This window comes from Kitasatospora sp. NPDC088548 (assembly GCF_044753005.1).
Classification (GTDB): Bacteria; Actinomycetota; Actinomycetes; order Streptomycetales; family Streptomycetaceae; genus Kitasatospora.
Genome location: NZ_JBIVMI010000046.1, coordinates 1 through 24,034 on the forward strand (window position 1 = coordinate 1; position 24,034 = coordinate 24,034).

Consider the following 24,034-nt stretch of genomic DNA (forward strand, 5'->3'; position numbering starts at 1 on the left):
GCGCTGGTGTTGTTCGACGCCGCGCTGCGTTCGCCGGAGGCGCTGCTGGTCCCGGCCCGGCTGGACCGCGACGCGCTGCGCAAGCGGGCGGCGGGTGGCGAGCTGAACCCGCTGCTGCGCGGTCTGGTCCGCACCCCCCGCCGCACCGCCGCCACCGGCGCACCCGCCGACGACGCGGCGGACTTCGCCGCCCGGCTGGCCGCGCTGCCGGAGCGCGATCAGCACCGCGAGGTCCTCGACCTGGTGCGCTCCGCCGCCGCCGCCGTCCTCGGGCACCCGTCCAAGAACGCCGTCGCCGCTGCCCAGGCCTTCAAGGAGACCGGGTTCGACTCGCTCGGCGCGGTGCAGCTGCGCAACCGGCTGGCCCGGGCGACGGGCGTCCGGCTCCCGGCGACCCTGGTCTTCGACCACCCGACCCCGCTCGCGCTCGCCCGCCACCTGCGGTCCGAGCTGCTGCCGGAGCCGGCGGCCGGCCCGGCGGCCGTGACCCCCGGGCCGCGTGCGGCCGGCCCGGACGCGGGACCCGTGCCCGTGGAGGGGCCCGCCATCGCGGACCTGGACATCGACGGCCTCGTCGCCCGCGCCCTACGTGGCCGCGGCTGAACCGCCCACCCGACCGCGCAGACCCACCGAGCCGACCCACCGAGCCGACGCACCGAGCCGACGCACCGCGCTCACCGACCCGCGCCCGTTCGTCCGCGCTCGGCGCCCGGCACACCTTCCGAAAGGCTGACATGACCACCACCAACGACGGCGCGGCCGCCTTCGACCAGACGGCGAGGCTGGTCGCGGCACTGCGGGCCGCGCTCCAGGACAACGAACAACTCGCAGCCGAGAAAGCCGCGTTGGAGGCGGCGGCCGGTGAGCCGATCGCCATCGTCGGGATGGCCTGCCGGCTGCCGGGCGACGTCACCTCCCCGGCCGAGCTGTGGCAGCTGGTCGCCGACGGACGCGACGGCGTGGCCGAGTTCCCCGAGGACCGCGGCTGGGACCTCGACGGGCTCTTCGACCCCGACCCGGACCGGGCCGGCCGCTCCTACGTCCGCGAGGGCGGATTCCTGCACGGCGCCGCCGACTTCGACGCCGCCTTCTTCGGGATCTCGCCGCGCGAGGCGCTCGCCATGGACCCGCAGCAGCGGCTGCTGCTGGAGACCTCCTGGGAGGCCCTGGAGCGGGCCGGCCTGGACCCGGCGGGCCTGCGCGGTACGGCCGTCGGCGTGTTCTCCGGCGTCATGTACCACGACTACGCCACCGGTCTGCGAAGTGTGCCCGCCGGGCTCGAAGGCTTCCTCGCCACCGGCACCTCCGGCTCCGTGGCCTCGGGCCGGGTCGCCTACACGCTCGGCCTGGAGGGGCCCGCGATTACCGTCGACACCGCCTGCTCCTCCTCGCTGGTCGCCGTCCACCTGGCCGCCCAGTCGCTGCGCAGCGGCGAGTCGACGCTGGCGCTGGCCGGCGGTGTCGCGGTGATGTCCCAGCCCTCGCCGTTCGTGGAGTTCTCCCGGCAGCGCGGCCTGGCGAGCGACGGGCGCTGCAAGGCCTTCGCGGACGCCGCCGACGGCACCGGCTGGGCGGAGGGCGTGGCGGTCCTCGTCCTGGAGCGGTTGTCGGACGCCCGGCGCCTGGGGCACGAGGTGCTGGCCGTGGTCCGGGGTTCGGCCGTCAACCAGGACGGCGCGTCCAACGGCCTCACCGCGCCCAACGGGCCCGCCCAGCAGCGGGTGATCCGGGCCGCGCTCGCCAACGCCCGGCTGACGGCGGCGGACGTCGACGCCGTCGAGGGCCACGGGACGGGGACCTCGCTGGGCGACCCGATCGAGGCGCAGGCGGTGCTGGCCACCTACGGGCAGGGCCGTCCGGCCGAACAGCCGCTCTGGCTGGGGTCGTTGAAGTCCAATATCGGCCACACCCAGGCCGCCGCCGGCGTCGCCGGCGTGATCAAGATGGTCGAGGCGCTGCGGCACGGCGTGCTGCCGCGGACCCTCCACGTGGACGCGCCGACCACCCAGGTCGACTGGTCGGTCGGGGAGGTGCGGCTGCTGACGGAGGCCCGGCCGTGGCCGGCGGCCGACCGCCCGCGCCGGGCCGCCGTGTCGGCCTTCGGGGTGAGCGGCACCAACGCCCACGTCATCCTGGAGGAGGCACCCGCCGCGGAGGCGCGGACACCCGCCGCCGAGCCCGCCGCCGAGCCCACCGCCCCCGAGGCCGCCGCCGTCCCCTGGCTGTTGTCCGCCGCTTCCGCCGGCGCCCTGCGCGCCCAGGCGGAGCGGCTGCTCGACTACACCGAGGCGCGCGGCCCGGCACCCGCCGACGCGGCCCGCGCGCTGGCCGAGGCCCGGACACTGCTGGCGCACCGCGCCGTCGTGGTGGCGGACGCGCTCGACGGTCACCGCACCGGCCTGGCCGCGCTCGCGGGCGACGCCGCCTCGCCCGCCCTGGTCACCGGCACGGCGGACGTCGCCGGGCAGACCGTCTTCGTCTTCCCGGGTCAGGGTTCCCAGTGGGTGGGGATGGGGCGTCGGCTGCTCGCTGAGTCCGTGGTCTTCGCGGAGGCTCTCGGTGAGATCGACGAGGTTTTGAAGTCTTATGTCGACTGGTCGTTGCTCGATGTGGTGAACCAGGTGCCGGGTGCGGCCTCGCTGGAGCGGGTGGACGTGGTGCAGCCGGTGTCGTTCGCGGTGAACGTCGGCCTGGCGCGGCTGTGGTTCTCGTTGGGGGTGTTCCCGGACGCGGTGGTGGGTCACTCGCAGGGGGAGATCGCGGCGGCGCATGTCGCGGGCATCCTCTCCCTGGACGACGCCGCCGCCGTGGTGGCGTTGCGGTCGCAGGCCATCGCCCGCGGCCTGGCCGGACGCGGCGGCATGGTCTCGGTGGGCCTTCCCCGGGAGCGGGTGGCGAGCGCGCTGCCGGACGGCGTGGAGGTCGCGGCCGTGAACGGCCCGTCCTCGGTGGTCGTGGCCGGTGACCCGGCCGGGCTCGACACCCTGGTGGCCGCGTACGAGGAGCAGGGAGTGCGGGTCCGTCGGATCCCGGTGGACTATGCCTCGCACACCTCGCACGTGGAGTCGATCGAGGCCGAACTCGCCGACCTGCTGGGCTCCGTGAAGCCCCAGCCCGCCGCGATCCCCTTCTTCTCCACCGTCGAGAGCCGCTGGCTGGAGGGTCCGGAGCTGGACGCGGGGTACTGGTACCGCAACCTGCGGCAGACCGTCCGCTTCGCCGAGGCCGTCGACACCCTCGCCGCCGCCGAGTACCGGGCGTTCGTCGAGGTCAGCGCCCACCCCGTGCTCGCCCACGGCATCGTCGAGGCCCTGGAGGAGGCCTCCGTGCGCGAGGCGGCCGTCACCGGCACCCTGCGGCGCGACGAGGGCGGTTGGGACCGCGTCCTGCTCTCGGCCGCCGTCCTGCACGTCCGCGGCGTGGAGGTCGACTGGTCGGCCTCCTACGCGGGCGCCGGCACCCTCCCCGCCTCCGAGCTTCCGACCTACCCCTTCCAACACCGGCACTACTGGCTGGAGTCGGTGCCCGTGACGACCACCCCCGCAGGAGATTCCCCGATGGCCACCGAGACCGAGCCCGACATCACCACCGAGGAGGCGCCCGGCGCCGTCCTCGCCCGCCGGCTGGCGGACGCCGACCCGGGGGAGCGCCTGGCCGTGCTGGTCGACGTGGTCCGCACGGAGGTCGCGGCCGTCCTCGGGCACGAGGGCACCGGCGAGATCGGGGCGGACGCCGTCTTCTTCGACATCGGCTTCGTCTCGCTGACCGCCGTCGAACTGCGCAACCGCCTCCAGAACGTCACCGGGCTCGAACTGCCCGCCCTGCTCGCCTTCGACCAGCCCACCCCGGAGCGGCTCGCCGGCCACCTCCTCTCCCTGCTCGACGAGACCGGGTCCGGCGACACCGGAGCCGCCGAGACCGTGCCCGCCGAGACCGGAGCCGCCGAGACCGGAGCCGCCGAGCAGCGGACCGAAGGGAAGTGACCGCCGTGTTCGACACCACCGCCTACCTCAAGGCCCTCGACTACGACGGCCCGCTCGACCCCACCGCCGACACCCTGCGCGAGCTGCACCGGCGCCACCTGATCGCCGTCCCGTACGACTCCTCGCTCAACACCGCCCGCGGCGAGGCCCTGTGGGCGGGCGTCGACATCGACGTCGACGCCGTGTTCGACGCCGTCGTGCTCGGCGGCCGGGGCGGCGTCTGCTACGAACTGAACGGACTCTTCCTCGTGCTGCTGCGCGAACTCGGCTACGAGACCGGGCTGTTCTCGGCCGGGATCCGCCAGGTGGACGACAGCTTCGGGCCGGACCTGGAGCACGTCCTCGGCTTCGTCCGGCTGGACGGCGACCTCTGGCTGGTCGACGTCGGTTTCGTCGGCCCGTCCTACCTGGAGCCGCTGCGGGTGGTGCCCGACGAGGTGCAGCCGCAGTTCGGCACCGACTTCCGCGTCGTGCGCGCGGACACCGGCCACTACGTGGTGCAGCGCCGGGGCCGGGTCGGCGACTGGCGCGCCGTCTACCGGTTCCACTCGCGGCCGCGCGCCTTCGCGGACTGGCTGGTCCCCTCGCCGGAGCTGGACCGGTTCGCCCGGGCCCTGGCCGGCTCCGGCATCGTGGTGCGCGGCCGGGCCTTCGAGGGCGGCCAGCGGATCCTGATCGGCACCCGCCTGGTCGTCGTCGAGGACGGCACCGAGCGGCTGCGCGGCCTCGCCGACCCGGAGGAGCACGCCCGGGTGCTCGCCGAGATCCTGCGGAAGGACGCGGCCACCGAATGAGCGCCCCCGTCCACACCGAGACCGCCACCGACGCCGCGGGCAACGGCGGCGGCCTCGACACCGACATCGCGATCGTCGGCTACGGGCCGGTCGGCCAGACCGCCGCCCTGCTGCTGGCCGCCCGCGGCCACCGGGTCACCGTCCTGGAGCGCTTCCCCCGGCCCTACCCGATGCCGCGGGCGGTCTCCTTCGACGGCGAGTCCGCCCGCATCCTCGCCGCCACCGGCGTGGGCGCGGCCCTGGACGAGCACGTCGAGTCCTCCCGGGACTACGTCTGGCACAACGCCGACGGGCAGACCCTCTTCCGGGTGGACGTCGAGGACGCCGGCCGCTCCGGCTGGCCCGACTCCAGCGCCGTCTACCAGCCGGGCCTGGAGACCGCGCTGGCCGCCCACGGCGAGCGGTACCCCACGCTGCGCGTCCTGCGCGGCCACCGGGTGACGGCGCTCGCCGACCGCGGCGACGCGGTCACGCTCACGGTCGAAGGACCGCGGACCGGCCCGTCGGGCGGCCCGCTCACCGCCCGCTGGGTGATCGGCTGCGACGGCGCCAACAGCGTGGTGCGCCAGGAGGCCGGGCTGACCGCCACCGACTTCGCGTTCTTCAACGACTGGCTGACCTGCGACGTCGTCCCGCACGACGGCCGGGAGTCCGTTCCCAACAACCTCCAGGTCTGCGACCCGGCCCGGCCGCGCACCGCCGTCTCCGCCGGGCCGGGCCACCGGCGCTGGGAGTTCATGCGGCTCGACCACGAGTCGCCCGAGGAGTTCGGCGGCGAGGCCAACGTCTGGAAGCTGCTCTCGCTGTTCGACATCGACCCCGGCAACGCCACCCTGCTGCGGCACGCCGTCTACACCTTCCAGGCGCGCTACGCGGACCAGTGGCGGCGCGGCCGGGTGCTGATCGCCGGGGACGCCGCCCACCTGATGCCGCCGTTCGCCGGGCAGGGCATGTGCTCGGGCTTCCGGGACGCCGCCAACCTCGCCTGGAAGCTGGACCTGGTGCTCACCGGCCGGGCCGCCGAAGGGCTGCTCGACAGCTACACCGCCGAGCGGCGCGAGCACGTGCGGCACGCGCTCACCATGTCGATGGACCTGGGCCGGGTCATCTGCCAGACCGACCCGGCCGCGGCCCGCGACCGCGACACCGTCATGCTGGCCGCCCAGGAGCGCGCCCGGCGCGGCGCGGAGGTCGGCGCAGCCCGGCCGCGCACCCCGGTCCAGCCGCTCACGGCGGGCCTGCGGCACGGCGGTGGGCCGGCCGGCGACCTGGTCGTGCAGGGGCGCGTGACGGCGGCCGGCCGGCCCGCCGGGCTCTTCGACGACGTGGTGGGGCGCGGCTTCGTGCTGCTCACCACCGAGCCGCCGGAGAGCCTGCTCACCGACGGGGACCGCGTCTGGCTGGCCGACCTCGGCGGCCACGTGGTGAGGGTGCTCGCGCCCGCCGACGAGGAGCCCCCGGCGGGCGCGGTGGGCGACACCGACGGGGTGTACCTGCCGTACCTGGCCGAGACCGGGGCGGTCGCGGTGCTGGTCCGGCCCGACTTCTACGTCTACGGCGCGGCGGCGGACCGGACGGAGCTGGCCGCGCTCCTCGAAGCGCTCCGCACCGACCTCGCCGCCTGACGGCCCGACCGCCGCCCGTCGGAACCCGCCGGAACCCGCGGGGACTCGCCCGCCGGCCCAGCCCCGGCCCGCGCACGCGCTGACGGCCCGCTCCCCCTCCGCGTGGAGGAGCGGGCCGTCGGTCCGGGTGGGCGGTCCTCAGACCGCCACGGGCGCCCGCCGGGCGGAGTGCTCCAGCAGGATCTCCGCCACGACGCGCGCCAGGTCGAGGGTCTGGCGCCCGTTCAGCCGCGGGTCGCAGCCGGTCAGGTAGCGTTCGGGGAGCTGCTCCTCGCGCAGGTCCTCGCGACCGCCGAGGCACTCGGTCACGTCGTCGCCGGTCAGTTCCAGGTGCAGGCCGCCGGGGTGGCTGCCGAGCGCCCGGTGCACGGCGAAGTAACCGCTCACCTCGGCGGCGATCCGGTCGAAGCGGCGGGTCTTCAGCCCGCCGGCCGCCGTCTCGGTGTTGCCGTGCATCGGGTCGCAGAGCCAGACCACCGGGTGCCCCGCGTCCGCCACCGCCTCCACCAGCGGCGGCAGCACGTCGGACACCTGGTCCGCGCCCATCCGGCTGATCAGCGTCAGCCGGCCGGGGACGCGGTCCGGGTCCAGCGCCTCGGCGTAGGCGACGGCCTGGTCCGGGGTGGTGGACGGGCCCAGCTTGAGGCCCAGCGGGTTGGCGATCCGGCGGGCCAGGGCGACGTGCGCGCCGTCGAGCTCGCGGGTCCGCTCGCCGATCCACAGGAAGTGGCCGGACAGCGCGTACCCGTCGCGCACCAGCGGCACCTCGTAGTCGAGCAGCAGGGCCTCGTGACCGGCGAACAGTTCGGTGCGGGTCGCGTCGGCCACCGAGTCCAGCACGTCGAGCGCGGCGCCGGCGCCGTCGTACGCGGTGAGCATCCGCCGCGGGTCCGGTGTGCGGGCCTCGGCTGTCGCCGCGAGGCCGTTGACGATGTCGCCCCGGTAGGAGGGCAGCCCGTCCGGGCCCGTCGGGCTGGAGCGCGGCTTGGCGTACTGCCCGGCGACGCGTCCGACCGGCACCACCGGCAGGCCGGAGGCGACCTCGAACAGGGTCGCGCAGTGCAGTAGGGCGTGCAGGTTGGCGCGCACGTGCTCGGGGGTGTTGCCGGCGAAGGTCTCGGCGCAGTCCCCGCCCTGGACGACCAGGGCCCGGCCGAGCGCGGCCTCGGCCAGGCGCTCCCGGAGCCGGTCCACGGCGGCCGGCTCCACCAGGGGCGGCAGGGCGCCGAGCGCGGCGCGCACCTCGCGCACCCGTTCCTGGTCGGGCCACTGCGGCTGCTGACCGGCGGTCAGGCCCGCCAGGGCCCGGGCGAGGTCGGGCCCGGTGCCGTCGTGCACCGTCGGGGTCGTGGTGGTCGGCGTGGTCATCGGCGTCGTCATCCCGTCTTCCTCAGGTTGGCCCACAGATCGGCCGGCAGATCCTTGCGTCGGCGTACCCCGAGCTTGCGGTAGACCCGGGTGAGGTGCTGTTCCACGGTGCTCGCCGTGACGTACAGGCGTCCGGCGATCTCGCGGTTGGTGTAGCCGAGCACGGCGAGCGAGGCGACCCGCCGCTCGGACTCGGTGAGCGCGCCGACCCCGCCCGGCTCCCGTGCCTCGTCGGCGGCCGGGCCGCTCTCGCCGAGGTCCGCCGAGACCGACAGCAGCTCCTGGGCGAGCGGCTTCAGGGCACACATGTTCGCCACGTGCAGGGCCTGGCGCAGCAGCAGCCGGGCCCGGCGCTTGTTGCCGGCGCCCTGGTGCGCCCGGCTCAGGTCGGTGAGCACCCGTACCTGCTCGTAGCGGTCGCCGGAGGCCTCGGTGAGGTCGACGGCCTCGGTGAGCAGGGGGCCGCGCCGCCCGGCCGGCCCGGCCGCGGCGAGCAGCCGCAGCGCCGGGCCGCGGTTGTGCGGCAGGTCGGCGTCGGCCCGGCTGAGCTGTTCGTGGATCAGCCGCCAGGCGCGGTCCCGGTTGTCCAGCCGTAGCCAGGCGTCGGCGGCCTGGGTGCGCCAGGGCACCACCCCCGCGCCGTCCAGGCCCCAGGTGCGCAGCAGTTCGCCGCAGGACAGGAAGTCGGCGAGTGCCGCGTGGCCGTGCCGGGTCGCCAGGTAGTGCTCGCCGCGGGCGAACAGGTAGTGCAGCCCGTACAGGCTCTGGAACATCGCCTCACCGACGGCGTGGGTGAGGTGCTTGGCCGCCGAGCGGTGCTCGCCCGTGCGGCTCTCGGCGATGATCAGCGTGCCCAGCGGCAGGCCCACCGCGATGCCCCAGGCGGTGGGGCTGAGGTGGGTCAGCGCGGCCCGGCTGTGCTCGGCCGCCGTGGTCGGCTCGCCGAGCCGCAGGGCCGCCTCGGCGTGCGCCGCCGAGTACAGGGCCGTCGCGGTCGGGACCTCGCGGCGGACGGCGGTGTCGAGCAGCCGTTGGCTCCAGACCGCCGCGGTGTCGGCGCGCCCGGCCTGGAGCAGCACCCGCAACGCGAGCAGCGCGGCCTCCTCGGCCCACGCTGTGCGGCCGTGCAGGTGGGCGTCGCGCAGCACCTGCTGGGCGTGGTCGACGGCCTCCGCGGCCCGTCCCCGGGTGAGCGCCCCGGCGAGCGCGGCGGCGGCCCGCAGCTGCGGGTCGACGTCCGGGGCGACCGCGTGCCGCAGGTCGGCGGGCAGCGCCGGGACGCGGCGGCCCCGGGCCAGGACCGGGTGGGTGTAGGCGAGCCAGGTCTCGACGTCGCGCAGCGCGCCCGTCTCGGCGGGGGAGGCCGGTCCGGCCGGTCCGGTCCGGGCGCGCAGCAGATCCAGGACGGCCAGCGCCTCCTCGCCGCGGCCGTGCCACAGCAGGTACCGGACGAGGACGAGCGCCTCGGCGAGCCCGAGGTGCCCGGCCCGGACCGCGGCGGTGAGCGGAACCAGGTGCCGGGCCGCCGCCGAGGGGTTGAGCTGCCACTCGGCCTGCGCCAGCCGGTGCCGGAGCACCGCCCGGTCGTTCTCCTCGGCGGCCTCCTTGTGGGCCAGGCGCAGGCAGGCGACGGCGGTGCGGTGACGGTGGTCGAGCAGGGCGTGCTCGGCCGCCTCGGTCAGCGCGGCGACCGCCCACGGCGCGGGCGCCCGCCCGGCCTCGACCAGGTGTCGGGCCACCTCGGCGGCGGGGCTGCCCGTCTCGTGGGCCAGCTGGGCGGCCCGCAGCCGCAGTTCGGTGCGCTCGTGCGGGGCGAGGTCCTCCAGGACGGCGGCGCGGGCGGCCGCGGTGCGCAGCCGTCCCTCGCCGTCCAGCAGTCCGGCGGCGGTGAGCGTGGCGCGGATCCGGGCGACCGCGTCGGCGCTCTCCCGCTCTCCCAGCAGCCGGGCCACGTCCTCGGCCGGGGCCTCCTCGCCGAGCACGGCCTGGGCCTGGACGACCCGCAGCACGCCGGGGCCGGCCCGGTGAAGGCAGCTCAGCAGGGCCGGGCCGTAGCGCGGTTCGGGCTCGTCGGCGCGGTCGAGGTGCTCCTCGACGAGGGCGTGCAGCAGCAGCGGGTTGCCGCCGGCCACGTCCACCAGGCCGGGGCCGCGGTGACGGGCGTCCTCCTCGCCCAGGCCCTCGGTGACCAGGCGCAGCGCGCCGGCCCGGGACAGCGGGGCCAGCGCGAGGCGGTGCGCGTGCGGGTGGCGCAGCAGTTCGGCGTGCAGCCGGCGCCGCGCGGGCCACGGGGTGCTGCCGTCGGTGAGGACCAGCAGCACCCGGCTCTGCGGCAGGTGGCGGACGAGGTGGCGCAGGAAGTGCAGGGACGCCTCGTCGGCGTGGCCGATGTCCTCGACGCAGAGCAGCACCGGGGTGTCGGCGGAGGCCGCGAGCAGGGCGGTGGTCAGGTCGCGGCAGGCGCGCAGCAGCGCGGGCGACGGCGGGCCGGCCGGGTCGCCAGCCGCGCCGGTGCCGTTGAGGGCGGTGCCGTTGAGGGCGGTGCCGCCGGCACTCTCGGCCGGGTCGGCGAGGACGGCCGGGGCGGCCAGCGCGGCCAGCCGCTCGGCGTGTCCGGCGGGCCAGCCGGGGGAGCGGGCGATCCGGTCGGCGATGCCGAAGGGCAGATCCCGCTCCTGGGCGGAACAGCCCGCGCCCACGACCAGGACTCCGCGCTCGGCGGCCCGGGCGGCGAACACCCGCAGCAGCTCGCTCTTGCCGCTGCCGAGGGGTCCGTCGACCAGTGCCACCCGGCCCGCGCGGCCGAGACACTCGGCGAGCAGGTGGTCGAGTCTGTCGATGTGCGCATCACGTTCCAGCAGGGAAGGCACCGGGTACCCCCGACCTCATCTCTTGTAGGCGTCCGGCCGCCGGTCCCCGGCGGCTCCCCCGGGGCGATGGCGACGTCCGCCCGCTCCCGGTCGAACCCATCATGGGGACACCCCGCCCATCGCCCGGGAACTGACCGCCCATGGGCGGGCCACTGCCGCCGGGGCCGCCGGGCGGGGCAGGGATGATTCACAGTCCTGATGATCTTGTATCGTCCCTGCTCAGGGGATGTGGAGGAGGTCGAGGGGGCGAGTGAAGGGCCGGTAGGAGACGTGGCGGAGGCCGGCGGCGATGCTGGTGTGGCCGTGGTCGCGGAGGGTGTTGATCGCGAGGTTGCGCAGGGTCGCCATGTTCTCGGGCCCGTGGCCGGTGCGGATCTTGGAGGCGTCCTCGCGGAAGGCGGTGTCGCGGACGAAGTGGAGCCGGTTCTCGATGGTCCACTGCGAGCGGGCGGCCTGGCCGACGCGGCGACCAGCGCCACACTCGTCAACGGGTGACGCAGACCACGCGGATCCACCGGCAGCGCCAGCCGGTCCACCAGACCCGCGCCGTTCTCGAGTTGACGAACAGGCGGGTCGGAGAGGGGGCAGGTGACAGACTGGCGACGCGTCGAGGCTCCGGTTCGGGGCGACGGACGAGGTCACCCCTTCAGCCGGAGCCTCGATGCGTTCGCAACGGCCCGACACCACCCCATCACGCCCCCGTGACCTGCGCACTTGCCTGATCACCACGACTTTGAATCAGCCCTGCCGGGCGGGGGCGGTGAATTGCCGCGGAGATCACCGGCGGGGGTCGCCGGTGGTATCGTAGATAAGAATTGACGTGCAGTCAATGGAGGGCCCGGGTCGGCCTGATGTACCATCGGGCACATTCTTCGGAATGGCATTGTCCGGAATCGCCGGGAATCGAGGGGGTAGGGGTGCGATTCAACGTTCTGGGGCCGCTTGAAGTGCTCTCCGACGGCACTGACGTGCCCATTCGCGGCCTGCAGCAGAGGGCCCTGCTCGGTGTTCTCCTGCTCCGCGCGAATAGTGTGGTGGGCATCAATGAGATAGCCGCCGCACTCTGGGGCGATGACCGTCCGTCCACGGCGCGGAAAATGGTGCAGAACTCGGTGGCCGGGCTGCGCCGCGCATTCCAGGCGGTCGGGGAGCCGGCGGACGGGAAAGTCGCGCTGAATACCACTCTGCCCGGATATGTGCTCAGAATCGAGCCGGAACAGCTCGATCTCACGGAATTTCATGAGCTTGTCACATTGGGCCGGGCCCGACTGGCGGCCGGCGACTGGACGCAGGCCTCGGAACTGCTGCGCCGCGCCCTCGGCCTGTGGCGCGGCCCGGTGCTCGCCGACGTGAGCGACGCCGGGCTCACCTGGCCCGAGCTGGCCGCCCTCCAGGGCACCCGGCTCGCCGTCCACGAGGACTGCATCCAGGCCGAGTTGGCGATGGGTCGGGACCGCGAGCTGATCGGCGAACTGGAGTCCCTGCTGGAGGCCGAGCCGACCCGGGAACGCCTGGTCGCCCAGCTGATGGTCGTCCTCTACAACTGCGGGCGCCAGCCCGAGGCGCTGGACCGCTACCGGCGCACCCGGGACCTGCTCGCCGACCGCTTCGGCCTGGAACCCGGCCGCGACCTGCGACGCCTCCAGCGCGCGATCCTCAGCCACGACCCGGCCCTGGCGCTGCGGCTCACCGCCGCCCCGGGCGGCGCGGCGGACTTCCCGCCCCCGGCCGGACCCCGGCCCGCGGCCGCCGCCCCGCGACCGCCGCGCCCCCGGCCGGCACCCGCCGCGCCGTCGCCGGCGCCCGCCCCGGCCGCGCGCGCCGACGACCGCGCCGACGACCGCGGCGCAGGCCGCGCCGGGACCGCCGACGCCCCGGCCGCCGAGAACGCCTTCCGCGCGTCCTGGGAACGGGTCGAGCGGCGCCCGGCCAGCGTCGTCATGGTCCGCGCCCGGTGGACGGCCGACGACGGCGCCCTCGCCCCCGAGCGCGTCGACCACGCCGTCAAGGAGCTGACCGCCGGCATCCGGCGCGAGATGGCGCCCTTCGGCGGGCACGTGCGCCGGGCCTTCGGCTCGGTGTGGCTGGTCGTCTTCGGTGTCCCCCGGGCCCACGAGGACGACGCCGAGCGGGCCCTGCGCGCCGCCCTCGCCCTGCGCCGCCACTTCGAGGCGCCCGGACCGGCCGTCCCCGGGGGCACCGTGCCCGGACCGGCGCCCGGTACCGCGGCCACCGCCACCCGGCCGGTCACCCACCTCGTGGTCGGCACCGGCGAGGTGGTGGTCACCTACGACGACAGCGCACCCGAGCCCGTGGAGGTCACCGGCCAGGTCCTGGACGCCTGCCACCACCTGCTGCTGCAGGTCCCCCGCGGGGAACTGTGGGCCGCCGACGCCACCGTCGAGGCCGGCGGCGCCGGCCTCGGCTTCGCCCCGGTCCCCGGCGTCCCCGGCGTCCACCGCCCCGCGCGCTCCCGCCCCGACGGCCGCGGGCCGTCCGGGCACCCCGTCGAACCGCCGTTCCTGGAGCGCACCCACGAGCTGAACCTGCTGCGCGGCGCCTACCAGGACACCATCCGCCGCCAACTGCCGTACCTGGTCACGGTGATCGGCGAGCCCGGTATCGGCAAGACCCGGCTGATCGGGGAGTTCGCCGCCGCGCTGCGCGACGGCGCCGGACCGCTGGCGCCCCGGGTGCTCCACGCGGGCACCCCCGCCTTCGACGCCCACACCCCCTACGAGCCACTGGCCGGCGTGGTCCGCGCCTACACGGGCATCCGCGCCGGCGCGCCGGCGGCCGTCGTCCTGCCCGCGCTGACCGGCGTCGTGCGCGGGCTCTTCCCGCACGCCGCCACCGGACCGATCGTCACCGCGCTCGCCGCCTGCCTCGGCCTGCCCGCCGCGGCCGCCTCCGCCCAGGGGCCGGACGGTGGCGCCGTCCCACGGGAGGAAGTCCTCGGCGCGCTGCGGCAGTTCCTGGAGGAGGCGGCCACCGACCGCCCGCTGGTGGTCGTCCTGGACGACCTCCACCGCGCCGCCGACTTCGTCCGCTCCTTCGTTGAGGACCTCACCGTCCGGCTCGGCCCGGTCGCCCTGCTGCTGATCGTCGGCGCCCGCTCCGAACTGCTCCACACCAGGCCCTCCTGGGCGTGCGCCAAGCGCCGCTCGGCCCTGCTGCACGTGGCACCGCTGTCCACCGCGGCCACCGCCACCGTGATCGGCGCCGCCTCCGGCCGCCGCCACCCGACGCCCGCCGACGACCGCCGCGCGGCCCTCGCCGACGGCAACCCGCTGTTCGCCCAGGCCTACGCGCGGGCGGCGGACGCCGGCGCCGACCCGGCCGCCGCCCACCCGCCGGCCGTCCTCGCCGTCGCCGCCGCCCAGCTCGACGGCCTCGACCGCACCGCCCGCTCGGTGCTGCGCGACGCCGCCGTCGTCGGCGGCACGCTGTGGCGCGGCGCGGTCGCCGCCGTCAGCCAGCGCGACCCCGAGGAGGTCGGCCGCAGCCTGGAGCTCCTGGAGTCGCGCGAACTGCTGCGCCGGGTGCGCCGCAGCGGCGTCCCCGGAGACGTCGAGTACGCCTTCCGGTACGCCGTCAGCCGCGATGTGGCGCTCGCCCAGCTGCCCGGCCGCGTCCTGGTCGAACGCCACCTGCGGGCGGCCGACTGGGCCGCCCTGCTGGACGTGCCCCGCCCCGGGCTGCTGGCCTTCCACTACGACCGCGCCATCGCGCTCGCCGAGGCGGACGGCACCCCGGTGGAGACGATGGAGCGCCGCGCCTGGGAAGCCCTGGTCGGGGCGTCCGCCCGGGCCGCCGCCGCGGGCGACGACGCGCTCGCGGTCAGCTGCCTCGACCACGCCCTGGACCGCTGCCCGCCGGGCGAGCCCGAGCGGGTCTGGCTGGTCACCCACCACCGCCGCATCCGCGACAGCCTCGGCACCCGCGCCCATCGCCGCCGCCCGGCCGTTACGAGCTGACCCCGGCGGGGACGGGCAGCGCCGGGGCGAGTTCCCGCACGCGTTCCAGCGAGCGGATCTTCTCCTCGACGTCGGTGACGTTATTGGTCACCATCAGCTCGTCCGCGCCGGTGCGCTCCAGCAGGTCCGCCAGCGCCCGGCGGACCTCCTCGGCGTCACCGACCGCCTGGGTGCTGAGCAGCGCGTCGGCGGCGGCCCGCTCGGCCTCCGTCCACGGGTACGCCGCCGCCTCCTCGACGGTGGGCAGCGGCGCGATCGGCGAGGCGCCGTTCAGCCGCAGCACCGGGAACAGCGCCGGCGCCGCCAGTCGGCGCGCCTGCTCCGAGGTCTCCCCGCACACCGTGTAGGCGGTGACGATCGCGTGCGGCCGCTCGGCCCGGGCCGAGGGCCGGAAGCTCTCCCGGTACGCCCGCAGCGCCTCCTCGGTGCCGCGAGAGTTGAAGAAGTGGTGGGCGAACGCGTACGGCAGCCCGCGCCGGCCCGCGTCCACGGCGCTGCGCACACTGGCGCCCAGCAGCCACGGCCGGGGCGGCTGCGGCGGCTCCGGCAGGGCCTCCAGCCGCTGGTAGACGTGCCCGTCCGGGAAGCCGCCATCGACGAAGGCGAGCAGCTCCTCCAGCGCCGCAGGGAAGTCCTCTTCGGGCGCCCGGCGCAGCGCGTGGGAGAGCACCGGGTCCGCGCCCGAGCGGCCGATGCCCAGGTCCACCCGGCCGGGGAAGAGCGCGGCCAGCGTCCGGAAGGACTCCGCGACGGCGTACGGTGGGTGGTTGGGCAGGATCACCCCGCCCGCGCCGATCCGGATCCGGCTGGTCCGCTCGCCGAGCGCGGCCAGCAGGACGGCCGGGACGGAGCCGGCGATCCCGCGCGAGTTGTGGTGCTCGGCCACCCAGAACCGGGTGTAGCCCAGCTCGTCGGCGGCCGCCACCAGCCGGCGGGTGCCGACCAGGGTGTCGGCGGGGCGGCCGGCGGAGTCGATGGACGATATGTCGAGGACGGACAGCGGGACGGTCGGGGAACTGCTGGTCATGCGCGGGTGCTCCTTACTCGGGGTGTCACGCGTACCAGGTGGGGCGGGGGACTTCGCCGTGCAGGAGGTGGCGCCCCACCACCCGGGCGCGCCCCGGGTCGTCCTCGTGCACCCGCCGCGCCCGGGTGTCCCGCCAGTAGCGGTCCAGCCCGGCCGCGGCCTCGGCGCCGCCGGGGCCGGCCGCCCCGAGCACGCCGGCGGTGACCGCGTCGGCGGCCGCGCCGGCCTGCGTGGCCAGCGCCGCGACCCGGACGGCGTGCCGGCCGCGCTCCTCCTCGGTCACCGTGCGGCGCCGGGCGTGCAGGGCGTCCGCCTCGGCGCCGACGGCGTCGGCGAATGCCTCCACCGCCCACAGCGCGGAGGCCAGGGCGCCGTAGTGCCGGGCCGCGTCCGCGGCGGCGGCCTCGGTCAGCGGCGCCTCCGAGCACTGCTCGCGCGCGTGCCGGGCGGCGGCGTCCAGCGCGCCCCGGGCCGCGCCGATCAGCGCGTTGGCCTGGGCGAGCCGGAAGGCCGGGGTGAGGAAGGTGTTGTAGACCCGGGGCACGAAGGTCTTGTCGACGTGGCCGAGCGCCCCGGTCCACGGGATGTTCGCGCCGTCGGCGACCACGGTCCCGGCAGCCAGCGACCGCAGCCCGAACTCCTCGGCGCCGGGCTCGAAGGACAGCCCCACGTGGCCGCTCATCGCGAGCGCGCTGATCGGGGTGTCGCCGTCCTCCAGGAAGCCCTCCAGGATGGTGATGTCCGACACCGGGTGGCCCAGGGCGCGCTCCAGCCGCCCGTGGAACAGCATCTCGCGGCCCGTGTCCTGGATCACCAGGGGCGCCGAGCGGGGCTTCGAGGACCCGCTGAAGAACCACCGGGCCCGGGCCGACACCTCGCCGATGTGCTGGATCTTCTCGTCGGTGCCGATGAACTCGGCGATCGACACCCACACGTAGTGGTGGGCCAGCAGCTCGCCGACCGAGGCGTCGGCCGCCGCGACGGTGCGCACCACCCGGAACGCGGTGGACCAGTTCTGGCCGGCCCCGCCGTACTCGACCGGCCCCAGGAGGGTCACCAGGCCGGTCTCCTTCAGCAGCCGGATCTCCCGCACCGGCGGGGTGCCCTCGCGGTCGCGCCGGGCGGCGCCGGGTGCCAGCCGCGCCGCGACCTCCTCGGCCCGCCGCAGCCACACCTCGGCGGCCTCGGGGACGGCGTCCGTCGTCGTGTCAGTCATGTCTCCCACTTCGTGACGTGCTCGCCGTCCTGCCCGGCGACGTGTTCGGTGTCCTACTCCGTGTCCTGCTCCGGGTCGTCGCGGCCGGTGACGTCCGCGCCGTGCGTCCCGCCCGAGCCGTCCGCACTGCCCGCACCGTCCGCGCCGGGCAGCCGCAGGACGGCGTCCAGCAGGGCCCGGGTGTACGGGTGGGCGGGGGCCTCGAAGATCCGCTCGGTTTCGCCCTCCTCGACGACCGACCCGCCGCGCATGATCAGCACCCGGTCGGCGACCTGCCGCACCACGGCCAGGTCGTGGGTGATGAACAGCAGGGCGATGCCCCGCTCGCGCCGCAGCCGGTCCAGCAGCTCCAGCACCTGCGCCTGCACCGAGACGTCCAGCGCCGAAACCGGCTCGTCGCAGACCAGCACCTGCGGACGGCCCGCCAACGCCCGGGCGATGGCCACCCGCTGGCGCTGACCGCCGGACAGCTGGTGCGGCCGGCGGGAGAGCAGTTCGGCCGGCAGGCCGACCTGGTCGAGGAGTTCCGCGCACCGCCGGGCCCGCTCGGCGCGCCGCAGTCCCGGCAGCGCCTCGCCGATGATCCGCGCCACGGTGAACCGGGGGTCCGCCGAGGCGTACGGGTCCTGCTGGACGAACTGGATCGCCGAGCGCCCGGCCCGGCGCCGCCGCTCCGCAAGCGCCGACCAGGGCCGCCCGTGCAGCAGCACCTCCCCGGCGTCGGGACGGGACAGACCCATCGCGACCCGCGCCAGCGTGGTCTTGCCCGAGCCGGACTCGCCGACCACGCCCAGCGCCTCACCCGCCCGCAGGGTGAACCCGACCTCGTCGAGGGCCCTCGGCCCGCCCAGGGCGAAGGACTTGACCAGCCCGCGCCCGGTCAGTACCGGGGCCGCTTCCTCGGCGTCCGGTGCCTCGGGCGGGGCCTGGGCGGGACGGGCCGGCGGGCGGCCCGAGGGCACCGCGTCCAGCAGCATCCGGGTGTACGGGTGCTCCGGGGCGGACAGCACCCGGCCGGCCGGCCCGTTCTCCACCACCCCGCCCCGCCGCAGCACCAGCACCCGGTCCGCCAACTGCGCTACCACCGCCAGGTCGTGACTGACCAGCAGCAGTCCCCGGCCCTCGTCCTTGAGCCGGCCGAGCAGCGCCAGGATCTGCGCCTGGACGATCGCGTCCAGCGCCGTGGTCGGCTCGTCGGCGATCAGCAGCGGGGCGTCGGCGGCCAGCGCCGAGGCGATCAGCGCGCGCTGGCGCAGCCCGCCGGAGAGCTGGTGCGGGTACTGGGTGCGCCGGGCCTCCGGCTCCGGCACGCCCACCGCCGTGAGCAGTTCCACCACCCGGGCACCGCCGTCCGGGCCGGCGGTGCCGCCGAGGCGGGCCGCCTCGGCGATCTCGGCGCCGACGGTGCGCAGCGGGTCCAGCGCGGTCAGCGCGTCCTGGAAGACCATGGCGACCCGCCGGCCGCGCACCGCGCGCCACTGCCGTTCGCCGAAGCCGGTGGTGTCCGCCCCGGCCACCTCCAGGGTCCGGGCGGAGACCCGGGCCCTGGCGCCCGCCAGCCCGATGAGGGAACGCGAGGTGACGGACTTGCCCGAGCCGGACTCGCCGACCAGCGCCACGCACTCCCCGGGGCCGATGGCCAGCGACACCCCGTCCACGGCGGGCCGCGGCGCGCCGGGGAACGACACCCGCAGCCCCTCCACCCGCACGAGCGGGCCCGGCACCGACGCACCGGTGTCCCCGGCCGTCGCCTTCGCCGCGGTCGCTTCCGTTGTCGTCGTCGTCATCGCACCGCCCTCAGCTGCAGCGAACGGCCGATCAGCGTGGTGCAGACCACCACGACCGAGACGGCCAGGCCGGGTGCGATCGAGATCCACCAGGCCGTCTGGAGAAAGTCCTTGCCGTCGGCGACCATCGAGCCCCAGTCCGCCTCCGGCGGGACCGGGCCCAGGCCGAGCACGCTGAGCCCGGAGCCCGAGATGATGGCCGAGCCCAGCCCGATGGAGGCCAGCACCACCAGCGGGCCGCCGACGTTCGGCAGCACGTGCCGCAGCACCGACCGCCAGGCCGGCACCCCCAGCACCCGCGCCGCTTCGACGTACTCCGAGCGCAGCACCAGCCGTGCCTGGCCGCGCACCAGCCGGGCGTAGTTGGGCACCCCGGCGATGCCGATGGCGATCGCCACGTTGACCGTGCCGCCGCCCAGCAGCGCCACCACCACCAGCGCGAGCAGCAGTTCGGGGAAGCCCAGCAGCACGTCCACCACCCGCATCAGGGCGAAGTCGACGCGCCGTCCGCCGCAGCCGGCGACCAGGCCGAGCAGCGCGCCGCCGCCCACCCCGATCAGCGTCGCGCCGACCGCGATCAGCAGCGACAGCCGGGTGCCGTGCACCAGCCGCGACCATACGTCCCGGCCGAGCTGGTCGGTGCCCAGCCAGTGCTCGGCACCGGGCGGGCGCAGCGCCGCCGCGACGTCCGTCGCCTCGGGGGCGTGGGTGGCGAACACCCCGGGGAAGACCAGCACGAGCGCCACCGCGGCCAGCAGGACCAGCGGCGCCAGGCGGGCCGACGAGCGCAGCAGCGCGCCCCGGCGGGCGGTGGCCGCGGCCGGCCGGTCGAGGAGGGCGGTCACGGTGCTCATGCCGTTCCTCCCTCGCGCAGCCGGGGGTCGATCAGCGGGTGGAGCACGTCCACCAGGGTGTTGATGACCACGAACGCCGCGCTGGAGATGACCACCAGGGCGCTGACCACCGGCAGGTCGCGCGAGCCGACCGCGTTGGCCAGCACCCGGCCCAGGCCCGGCCGGGTGAAGATGTTCTCCACCAGCACCGCGCCGCCGAACAGGCTGCCCAGCACGAAGCCGGCCAGCGTGGTCAGCGGCAGCAGCGCGTGCCGCAGGGTGTGCCGCAGCAGCACCGCCGTCGCGCCCAGGCCGCGCGAGCGCGCGGTCAGCACGAACGGGCGGCCGTCGGCGCTCTCCAGCTCCTGGCGGATCACCTGGGCGAGCACTCCGGCCAGCGGCAGCGCCAGCGCCAGCGTCGGCAGCACCAGCGCCGCCGGCCCGTCCGCCCCGATCGAGGGCAGCGCGTGCAGCCGGTAGGAGAACACCGTCAGCAGGATGATGCCCAGCCAGAACGACGGCATCGACACCATCAGCAGCTCGGCCATACCGGCGGCACCGCGCACCGCCCAGCCCCGGCCGGCCGTCAGGGTGGCCGCCAGCACCGCCAGCACCAGCGCGGTGACCAGCGCGGACACCGCCAGCTCGACGGTCGGGCCGAGCTGGCTGCCGAGCAGCCGCCCGATCGGCTCGTTGAGCTGGTACGACCAGCCGAGGCCGCCGCTCGCCAACTGGGCGAGCTGGCGGCCGTACTGGACGAGCAGCGGGTCGTCCAGGCCGTTCTCGGCGATCACCTGGTCACGCAGGGCCGGGGTGGCGGCGGCGCCCGGCCCGATCAGTCCGTCCACGATGTCGCCGGGGGCGAGGTGGAGGGCGAAGAACGTCACCGTGAGCGTCCCCCACACCACCACCAGCCCCGCCGCGAGCCGCCGGGCGACGAACCTGGCCCAGGGCGGCACGTGCCGTCGCGGCACAAGCCGGGCGCGGTCGGACACCTCAGGCCACCCCGATGCCGTAGAAGTCGGGGTTGGCGTCGACGTCCAGGACCAGCCCGTTCACCTTGCCGTGCCGGGCGACGTCCATGGTGGCGATGTAGGCCGGGAAGGAGTACGCCTGCTCGACGATCTTCCGCTGGACCTTGCGGTACAGCTCGGCTCGCTGCGCGGCGTCCACGGTCGCCTCGGCCTGGTCCAGCCAGCCGTCGATCTCGGCGTCCTTGACCCGGCTGCCGTTCGCCCCGCCGCCCCCGAACTGGGACTTGGAGTGGTAGAGGCTGCCCAGCAGGCTCGGGTCGGAGCCCTGCCAGGCGAAGGCGAACACGTCGTAGTCGCCCTTGCCGGTGCGCCCGGTGGAGCCTGCGGAGTCCAGCGGCACCAGCTTCAGCTCGATGCCGACCTGCTTCAGCGCGTCCTGCACGCCCACGTCGAAGGTGTGGTTCTGGGCCGAGACGAAGGTCTGCACGTACGGCTGCTCGGCGGTGAGGCGCTTGCCGTCCTTGGTGCGGTAGCCCTCGGCGTCCCGCCCGGTCCAGCCGGCCTCGTCCAGCAGCTTCTCCGCCTTCTCCTTGCTGTACTCCCAGGCCGGCTTGGCGAACGACGGCTCGGCGCCGGGGGTGGAGGGCGCCAGCGGCCCCCAGGCCTGCTCGTACTCGCCCTGGAAGATGCCCTTGACGATCCCGGCGAAGTCGATGGCGTGCCGGACGGCCTGCCGGGCGCGCGGGTCGTCGAACGGCGCGCGGGCGGTGTTGAGGTAGTAGGTGTAGGGGACGCCGGGGACCGCCTTGCGGACCACCTGGACGCCGTTCTGGCCGCGCAGGCCGGCCAGCCGGTTGGCGGGGATCAGCTCGGCGGCGTCGACCTGACCGGACGTCAGGGCGCCGACCCGGGAGGCGTCCTCCTTCAGCAGCAGCACGACGATGCTCTCCAGCTTCGCCCGCCCCTGGTGGGCGGCGGTCGGCGGGGCCCAGTTGTAGTCGGGCCGGCGCTTGAACACCGCCTGCTGGCCCGGCGTCACCGACTCGAAGGTGAACGGGCCGGTGCCGACGACGAACGCGCCGCCGGAGGAGAGGTCGCCCGCGTGGTCGCGCAGCGCGACGGGGGAGTGGAAGCCGAGGAAGGTGCTCCCCGCCGAGCCGAGGAACGAGGAGTGAGGGGCGGTCAGGTGCACGGCCACCGTGCGCGGGTCGACGACCTCGGTCTCCTTGTAGGGGCCGAGCAGGCCGGCCGCCCGCTTGGACGCCGTCTTCGCCGCCGTGACGTGGTCGAAGTTCGCCTTCACGGCCGCCGCGTCGAACGGGGTGCCGTCGCTGAAGGTCACGCCGGTGCGCAGGGTGAAGGTGTAGGTGAGGCCGTCGGGCGAGACCGTCCACGAATCGGCCAGCCACGGCTTGACGGTCCCGTCCGGGGCGATCGCGACCAGCGACTCCAGCACCGGGCGCAGCAGCCGCCCGGTGACGGCGGTGGACGCGGCGTGCGGGTCCCAGCTGTCGGGTTCGACGGCGGCGCCGTAGCGCAGGGTGCCGCCGCCGCTCTTCGCGGAGGGCGGGGCGGAGGAGTCGGAGCAGGCCGTGAGGACGGCGGGGCCGATGACGGCGGCGGCGGTCAGGGTGACCGGGAGACGGAGGAAACGGCGTCTGGTGTACATGGGTCCTTCTCGATCCTGCGCGAGGCGGGGGAACGGTGGGCGGCGTAAGGCCCGCCCACCCCGCGGGGCAGGCGCTGATGGCCCCGGCCGCGGACGATGCGACGAGTCTGCTGGCTCCGTCCGGATCCGACCCCCCTGACCGTCCCCCTATGCGGGCCCTTTCCGGGGCCCGCGGGTTTCGCGGCGGGACGCTCGCGGGTGTGCTCGGCCGGCGTGCTCTGACGTGGTGCGGAGTGCGGTGCGGCCCCGGCGGCGGTGCGCGCCGTCAGGGTGGTGCGGCCGTTCCGGGGGGCCTTCCGGAACGGCCGCACGGGGACCGTCAAATGTGCGGCACGGGGGAATCCGCAGACTTGAGGTCCGGTCCGGGGGCGCTCTCGGCACCGTCCGCGGGGCTGCGCAGGACGAAGGCGGCCACCAGGACGCCGACCGCCACGAACACGGCGCTGAGTCCGTAGGAGAGGTGGAAGCCGCCGGTGAGCGCCGCCACCTTGCTGTCGCCCTTGCCGAGCAGTGTCGCGGTGCGGGAGGCGGCCACCGTGGCGAGCACGGCGGTGCCGATCGAGGCGCCGACCTGCTGGGTGGTGTTCACCAGGCCGGAGGCGATGCCGGCGTCGTTGGGCGAGGTGACCGACATGGCCTGGCCGATCAGCGCCGGCATGGCCGCGCCGAAGCCGAGGCCGAGCAGCACGAACGGCGGCACGATGTCGGCGAGGAAGCTTCCGTCGCTCGGCACCCGGGCCAGCAGCGCGAGCGCCGCAGCCACCAGCAGCAGGCCGACGACCAGCACCCGGCGGGGCCCGAACTTCCGGTTCAGCTTGACCGCGAAGCCCAGCGAGACGATCGCGATGGTGACCGGCGCGGGCAGGAAGGCGAGCCCGGTCTTCAGCGCGTCGTAGCCCAGGACGTTCTGGAAGTACAGCGCGGTGCAGAACTGGTAGCCGAACAGGCCGGCGACCATCAGGACCATGATGCCGTTGGCGCCGGAGACCGCCCGGGAGCGGAAGATGTGCAGCGGCAGCAGAGGCTTGGCCGCGTACGCCTGGCGGACCACGAAGCCGGTCAGCAGCACCAGCGAGCCGGCCAGCAGGCCCAGCGTGCGGCCGTCGCCCCAGGTGTACTCCTCGGCCTTGACGATCGTGTAGACCAGCAGCATCAGACCGCCGGTGGCGAGCACCGAACCGACCAGGTCGGCGCCCTCGCGCAGCCCCAGTCCCTTCCCGCCGGGCACCACGCTCTGCGTCAGCACGAGCGCCACCAGGCCGATCGGCACGTTGACGTAGAACACCCACGGCCAGCTGAAGCTCTGCGTCAGCACGCCGCCCAGGATCAGGCCCAGCGAGGCGCCGGCCGCGGAGACGAACGCGTACGCCGCCAGTGCCTTGGCGCGCTCGCCGGCGTCGGGGAACAGGGTGATGATCATGCCCAGGACGACGGCCGAGGCGAGCGCCCCGCCGACCCCCTGGATGAACCGGAACGCCACCAGCGTCGTCGAGGAGGAGGACAGGCCGCAGGCCAGCGAGGCCACCGTGAACAGGCCCAGGCCCGCGCTGAAGACGCGCTTGCCGCCCAGCAGGTCGCCCAGCCGGCCGGAGAGCAGCAGCAGCCCGGCGAACGCGATGAGGTAGGCGTTGACCACCCAGGCCAGGCCGGACTGGGTGAAGCCGAGGTCGGTCTGGATGGTCGGGAGGGCGACGGTCACGATCGAACCGTCGAGGATGATCATCAGGTTGCCGGTGCAGAGGACCCCCAGCGCCAACCAGCGTGACCTGGAAGGCTGGAGGGACGGCGGGGCTTGCGTGGTCATCGGAGGAGTCCTTCGGGAACGGCCCGGGAGGGGCGCCCGGTGGCGCCCGCGCTCCCTGAGGGCACTTCTTGTTACAGCGACCATCATGTGTGACCATCAAGTCCACC

Annotated in this window: 14 protein-coding genes and 1 pseudogene; 5 read left to right on the plus strand and 10 right to left on the minus strand. The window is 75.6% G+C overall.

Going from position 1 to position 24,034, the window contains the following annotated elements:
* The 4 genes and pseudogenes from ACIP82_RS35885 to ACIP82_RS35900 all read left to right on the plus strand — a co-directional run.
* Positions 1-603: beta-ketoacyl reductase (locus ACIP82_RS35885; RefSeq protein ID WP_400659703.1), on the plus strand; the 603-nt coding region annotated here is incomplete at its 5' end.
* 197 nt (positions 604-800) lie between these two features.
* Positions 801-3,983 (plus strand): annotated as a pseudogene (locus tag ACIP82_RS35890) (type I polyketide synthase); the annotation flags it as partial.
* A 5-nt stretch (positions 3,984-3,988) separates the two neighbouring features.
* Positions 3,989-4,777 carry an arylamine N-acetyltransferase gene (locus ACIP82_RS35895; RefSeq protein WP_400659706.1) on the plus strand — a complete coding sequence of 263 codons (789 nt, stop codon included), beginning with the start codon at positions 3,989-3,991 and terminating at the stop codon, positions 4,775-4,777.
* Entirely contained in the window at positions 4,774-6,402 is a 1,629-nt protein-coding gene (locus tag ACIP82_RS35900) for a bifunctional 3-(3-hydroxy-phenyl)propionate/3-hydroxycinnamic acid hydroxylase (RefSeq protein WP_400659709.1), read from the plus strand. The genes ACIP82_RS35895 and ACIP82_RS35900 overlap by 4 nt, the downstream gene beginning before the upstream one ends.
* Positions 6,403-6,540: 138 nt before the next feature.
* On the opposite strand, the gene ACIP82_RS35905 is transcribed toward ACIP82_RS35900, so the two are convergent.
* The 3 genes from ACIP82_RS35905 to ACIP82_RS35915 form a co-directional block, all read right to left on the minus strand.
* Positions 6,541-7,782: a 3-deoxy-7-phosphoheptulonate synthase gene (locus tag ACIP82_RS35905; RefSeq protein WP_363614051.1), complete on the minus strand. Its 1,242-nt coding sequence runs from the start codon at positions 7,780-7,782 to the stop codon at positions 6,541-6,543.
* Entirely contained in the window at positions 7,779-10,640 is a 2,862-nt protein-coding gene (locus tag ACIP82_RS35910; RefSeq protein WP_400659713.1) for an AAA family ATPase, read from the minus strand. The genes ACIP82_RS35905 and ACIP82_RS35910 overlap by 4 nt, the downstream gene beginning before the upstream one ends.
* A 219-nt stretch (positions 10,641-10,859) precedes the next feature.
* Positions 10,860-10,988, minus strand: coding sequence for a hypothetical protein (locus ACIP82_RS35915; protein ID WP_363614055.1), 129 nt, complete (start codon positions 10,986-10,988; stop codon positions 10,860-10,862).
* Between the two features lie 749 nt (positions 10,989-11,737).
* Between ACIP82_RS35915 and ACIP82_RS35920 the strand changes: the two genes are divergently transcribed.
* Positions 11,738-14,617, plus strand: coding sequence for a BTAD domain-containing putative transcriptional regulator (locus tag ACIP82_RS35920; RefSeq protein WP_400659716.1), 2,880 nt, complete (start codon positions 11,738-11,740; stop codon positions 14,615-14,617).
* Here ACIP82_RS35920 and ACIP82_RS35925 read toward each other — a convergent pair.
* The 7 genes from ACIP82_RS35925 to ACIP82_RS35955 all read right to left on the minus strand — a co-directional run bounded on the left by ACIP82_RS35925 (position 14,607) and on the right by ACIP82_RS35955 (position 23,927).
* Complete coding sequence (locus ACIP82_RS35925; protein ID WP_400659718.1) at positions 14,607-15,644, minus strand: LLM class flavin-dependent oxidoreductase; 1,038 nt, start codon at positions 15,642-15,644, stop codon at positions 14,607-14,609. The two genes, ACIP82_RS35920 and ACIP82_RS35925, sit on opposite strands and share 11 nt — an antisense overlap.
* A 25-nt stretch (positions 15,645-15,669) precedes the next feature.
* Entirely contained in the window at positions 15,670-16,860 is a 1,191-nt protein-coding gene (locus ACIP82_RS35930) for an acyl-CoA dehydrogenase family protein (RefSeq protein WP_363614061.1), read from the minus strand.
* A gap of 53 nt (positions 16,861-16,913) precedes the next feature.
* Complete coding sequence (locus tag ACIP82_RS35935; protein WP_400659722.1) at positions 16,914-18,647, minus strand: dipeptide ABC transporter ATP-binding protein; 1,734 nt, start codon at positions 18,645-18,647, stop codon at positions 16,914-16,916.
* Positions 18,644-19,501, minus strand: a complete 858-nt coding sequence (locus ACIP82_RS35940; RefSeq protein WP_363614064.1) for an ABC transporter permease — start codon at positions 19,499-19,501, stop codon at positions 18,644-18,646. The genes ACIP82_RS35935 and ACIP82_RS35940 overlap by 4 nt, the downstream gene beginning before the upstream one ends.
* Positions 19,498-20,475, minus strand: coding sequence for an ABC transporter permease (locus ACIP82_RS35945; protein WP_363614066.1), 978 nt, complete (start codon positions 20,473-20,475; stop codon positions 19,498-19,500). The genes ACIP82_RS35940 and ACIP82_RS35945 overlap by 4 nt, the downstream gene beginning before the upstream one ends.
* Before the next feature lies 1 nt (position 20,476).
* Positions 20,477-22,123 carry an ABC transporter substrate-binding protein gene (locus tag ACIP82_RS35950; RefSeq protein ID WP_363614068.1) on the minus strand — a complete coding sequence of 549 codons (1,647 nt, stop codon included), beginning with the start codon at positions 22,121-22,123 and terminating at the stop codon, positions 20,477-20,479.
* Positions 22,124-22,442: 319 nt separating this feature from the next.
* Positions 22,443-23,927: an MFS transporter gene (locus ACIP82_RS35955; RefSeq protein WP_363614070.1), complete on the minus strand. Its 1,485-nt coding sequence runs from the start codon at positions 23,925-23,927 to the stop codon at positions 22,443-22,445.
* Between the last annotated feature and the right edge of the window lie 107 nt (positions 23,928-24,034).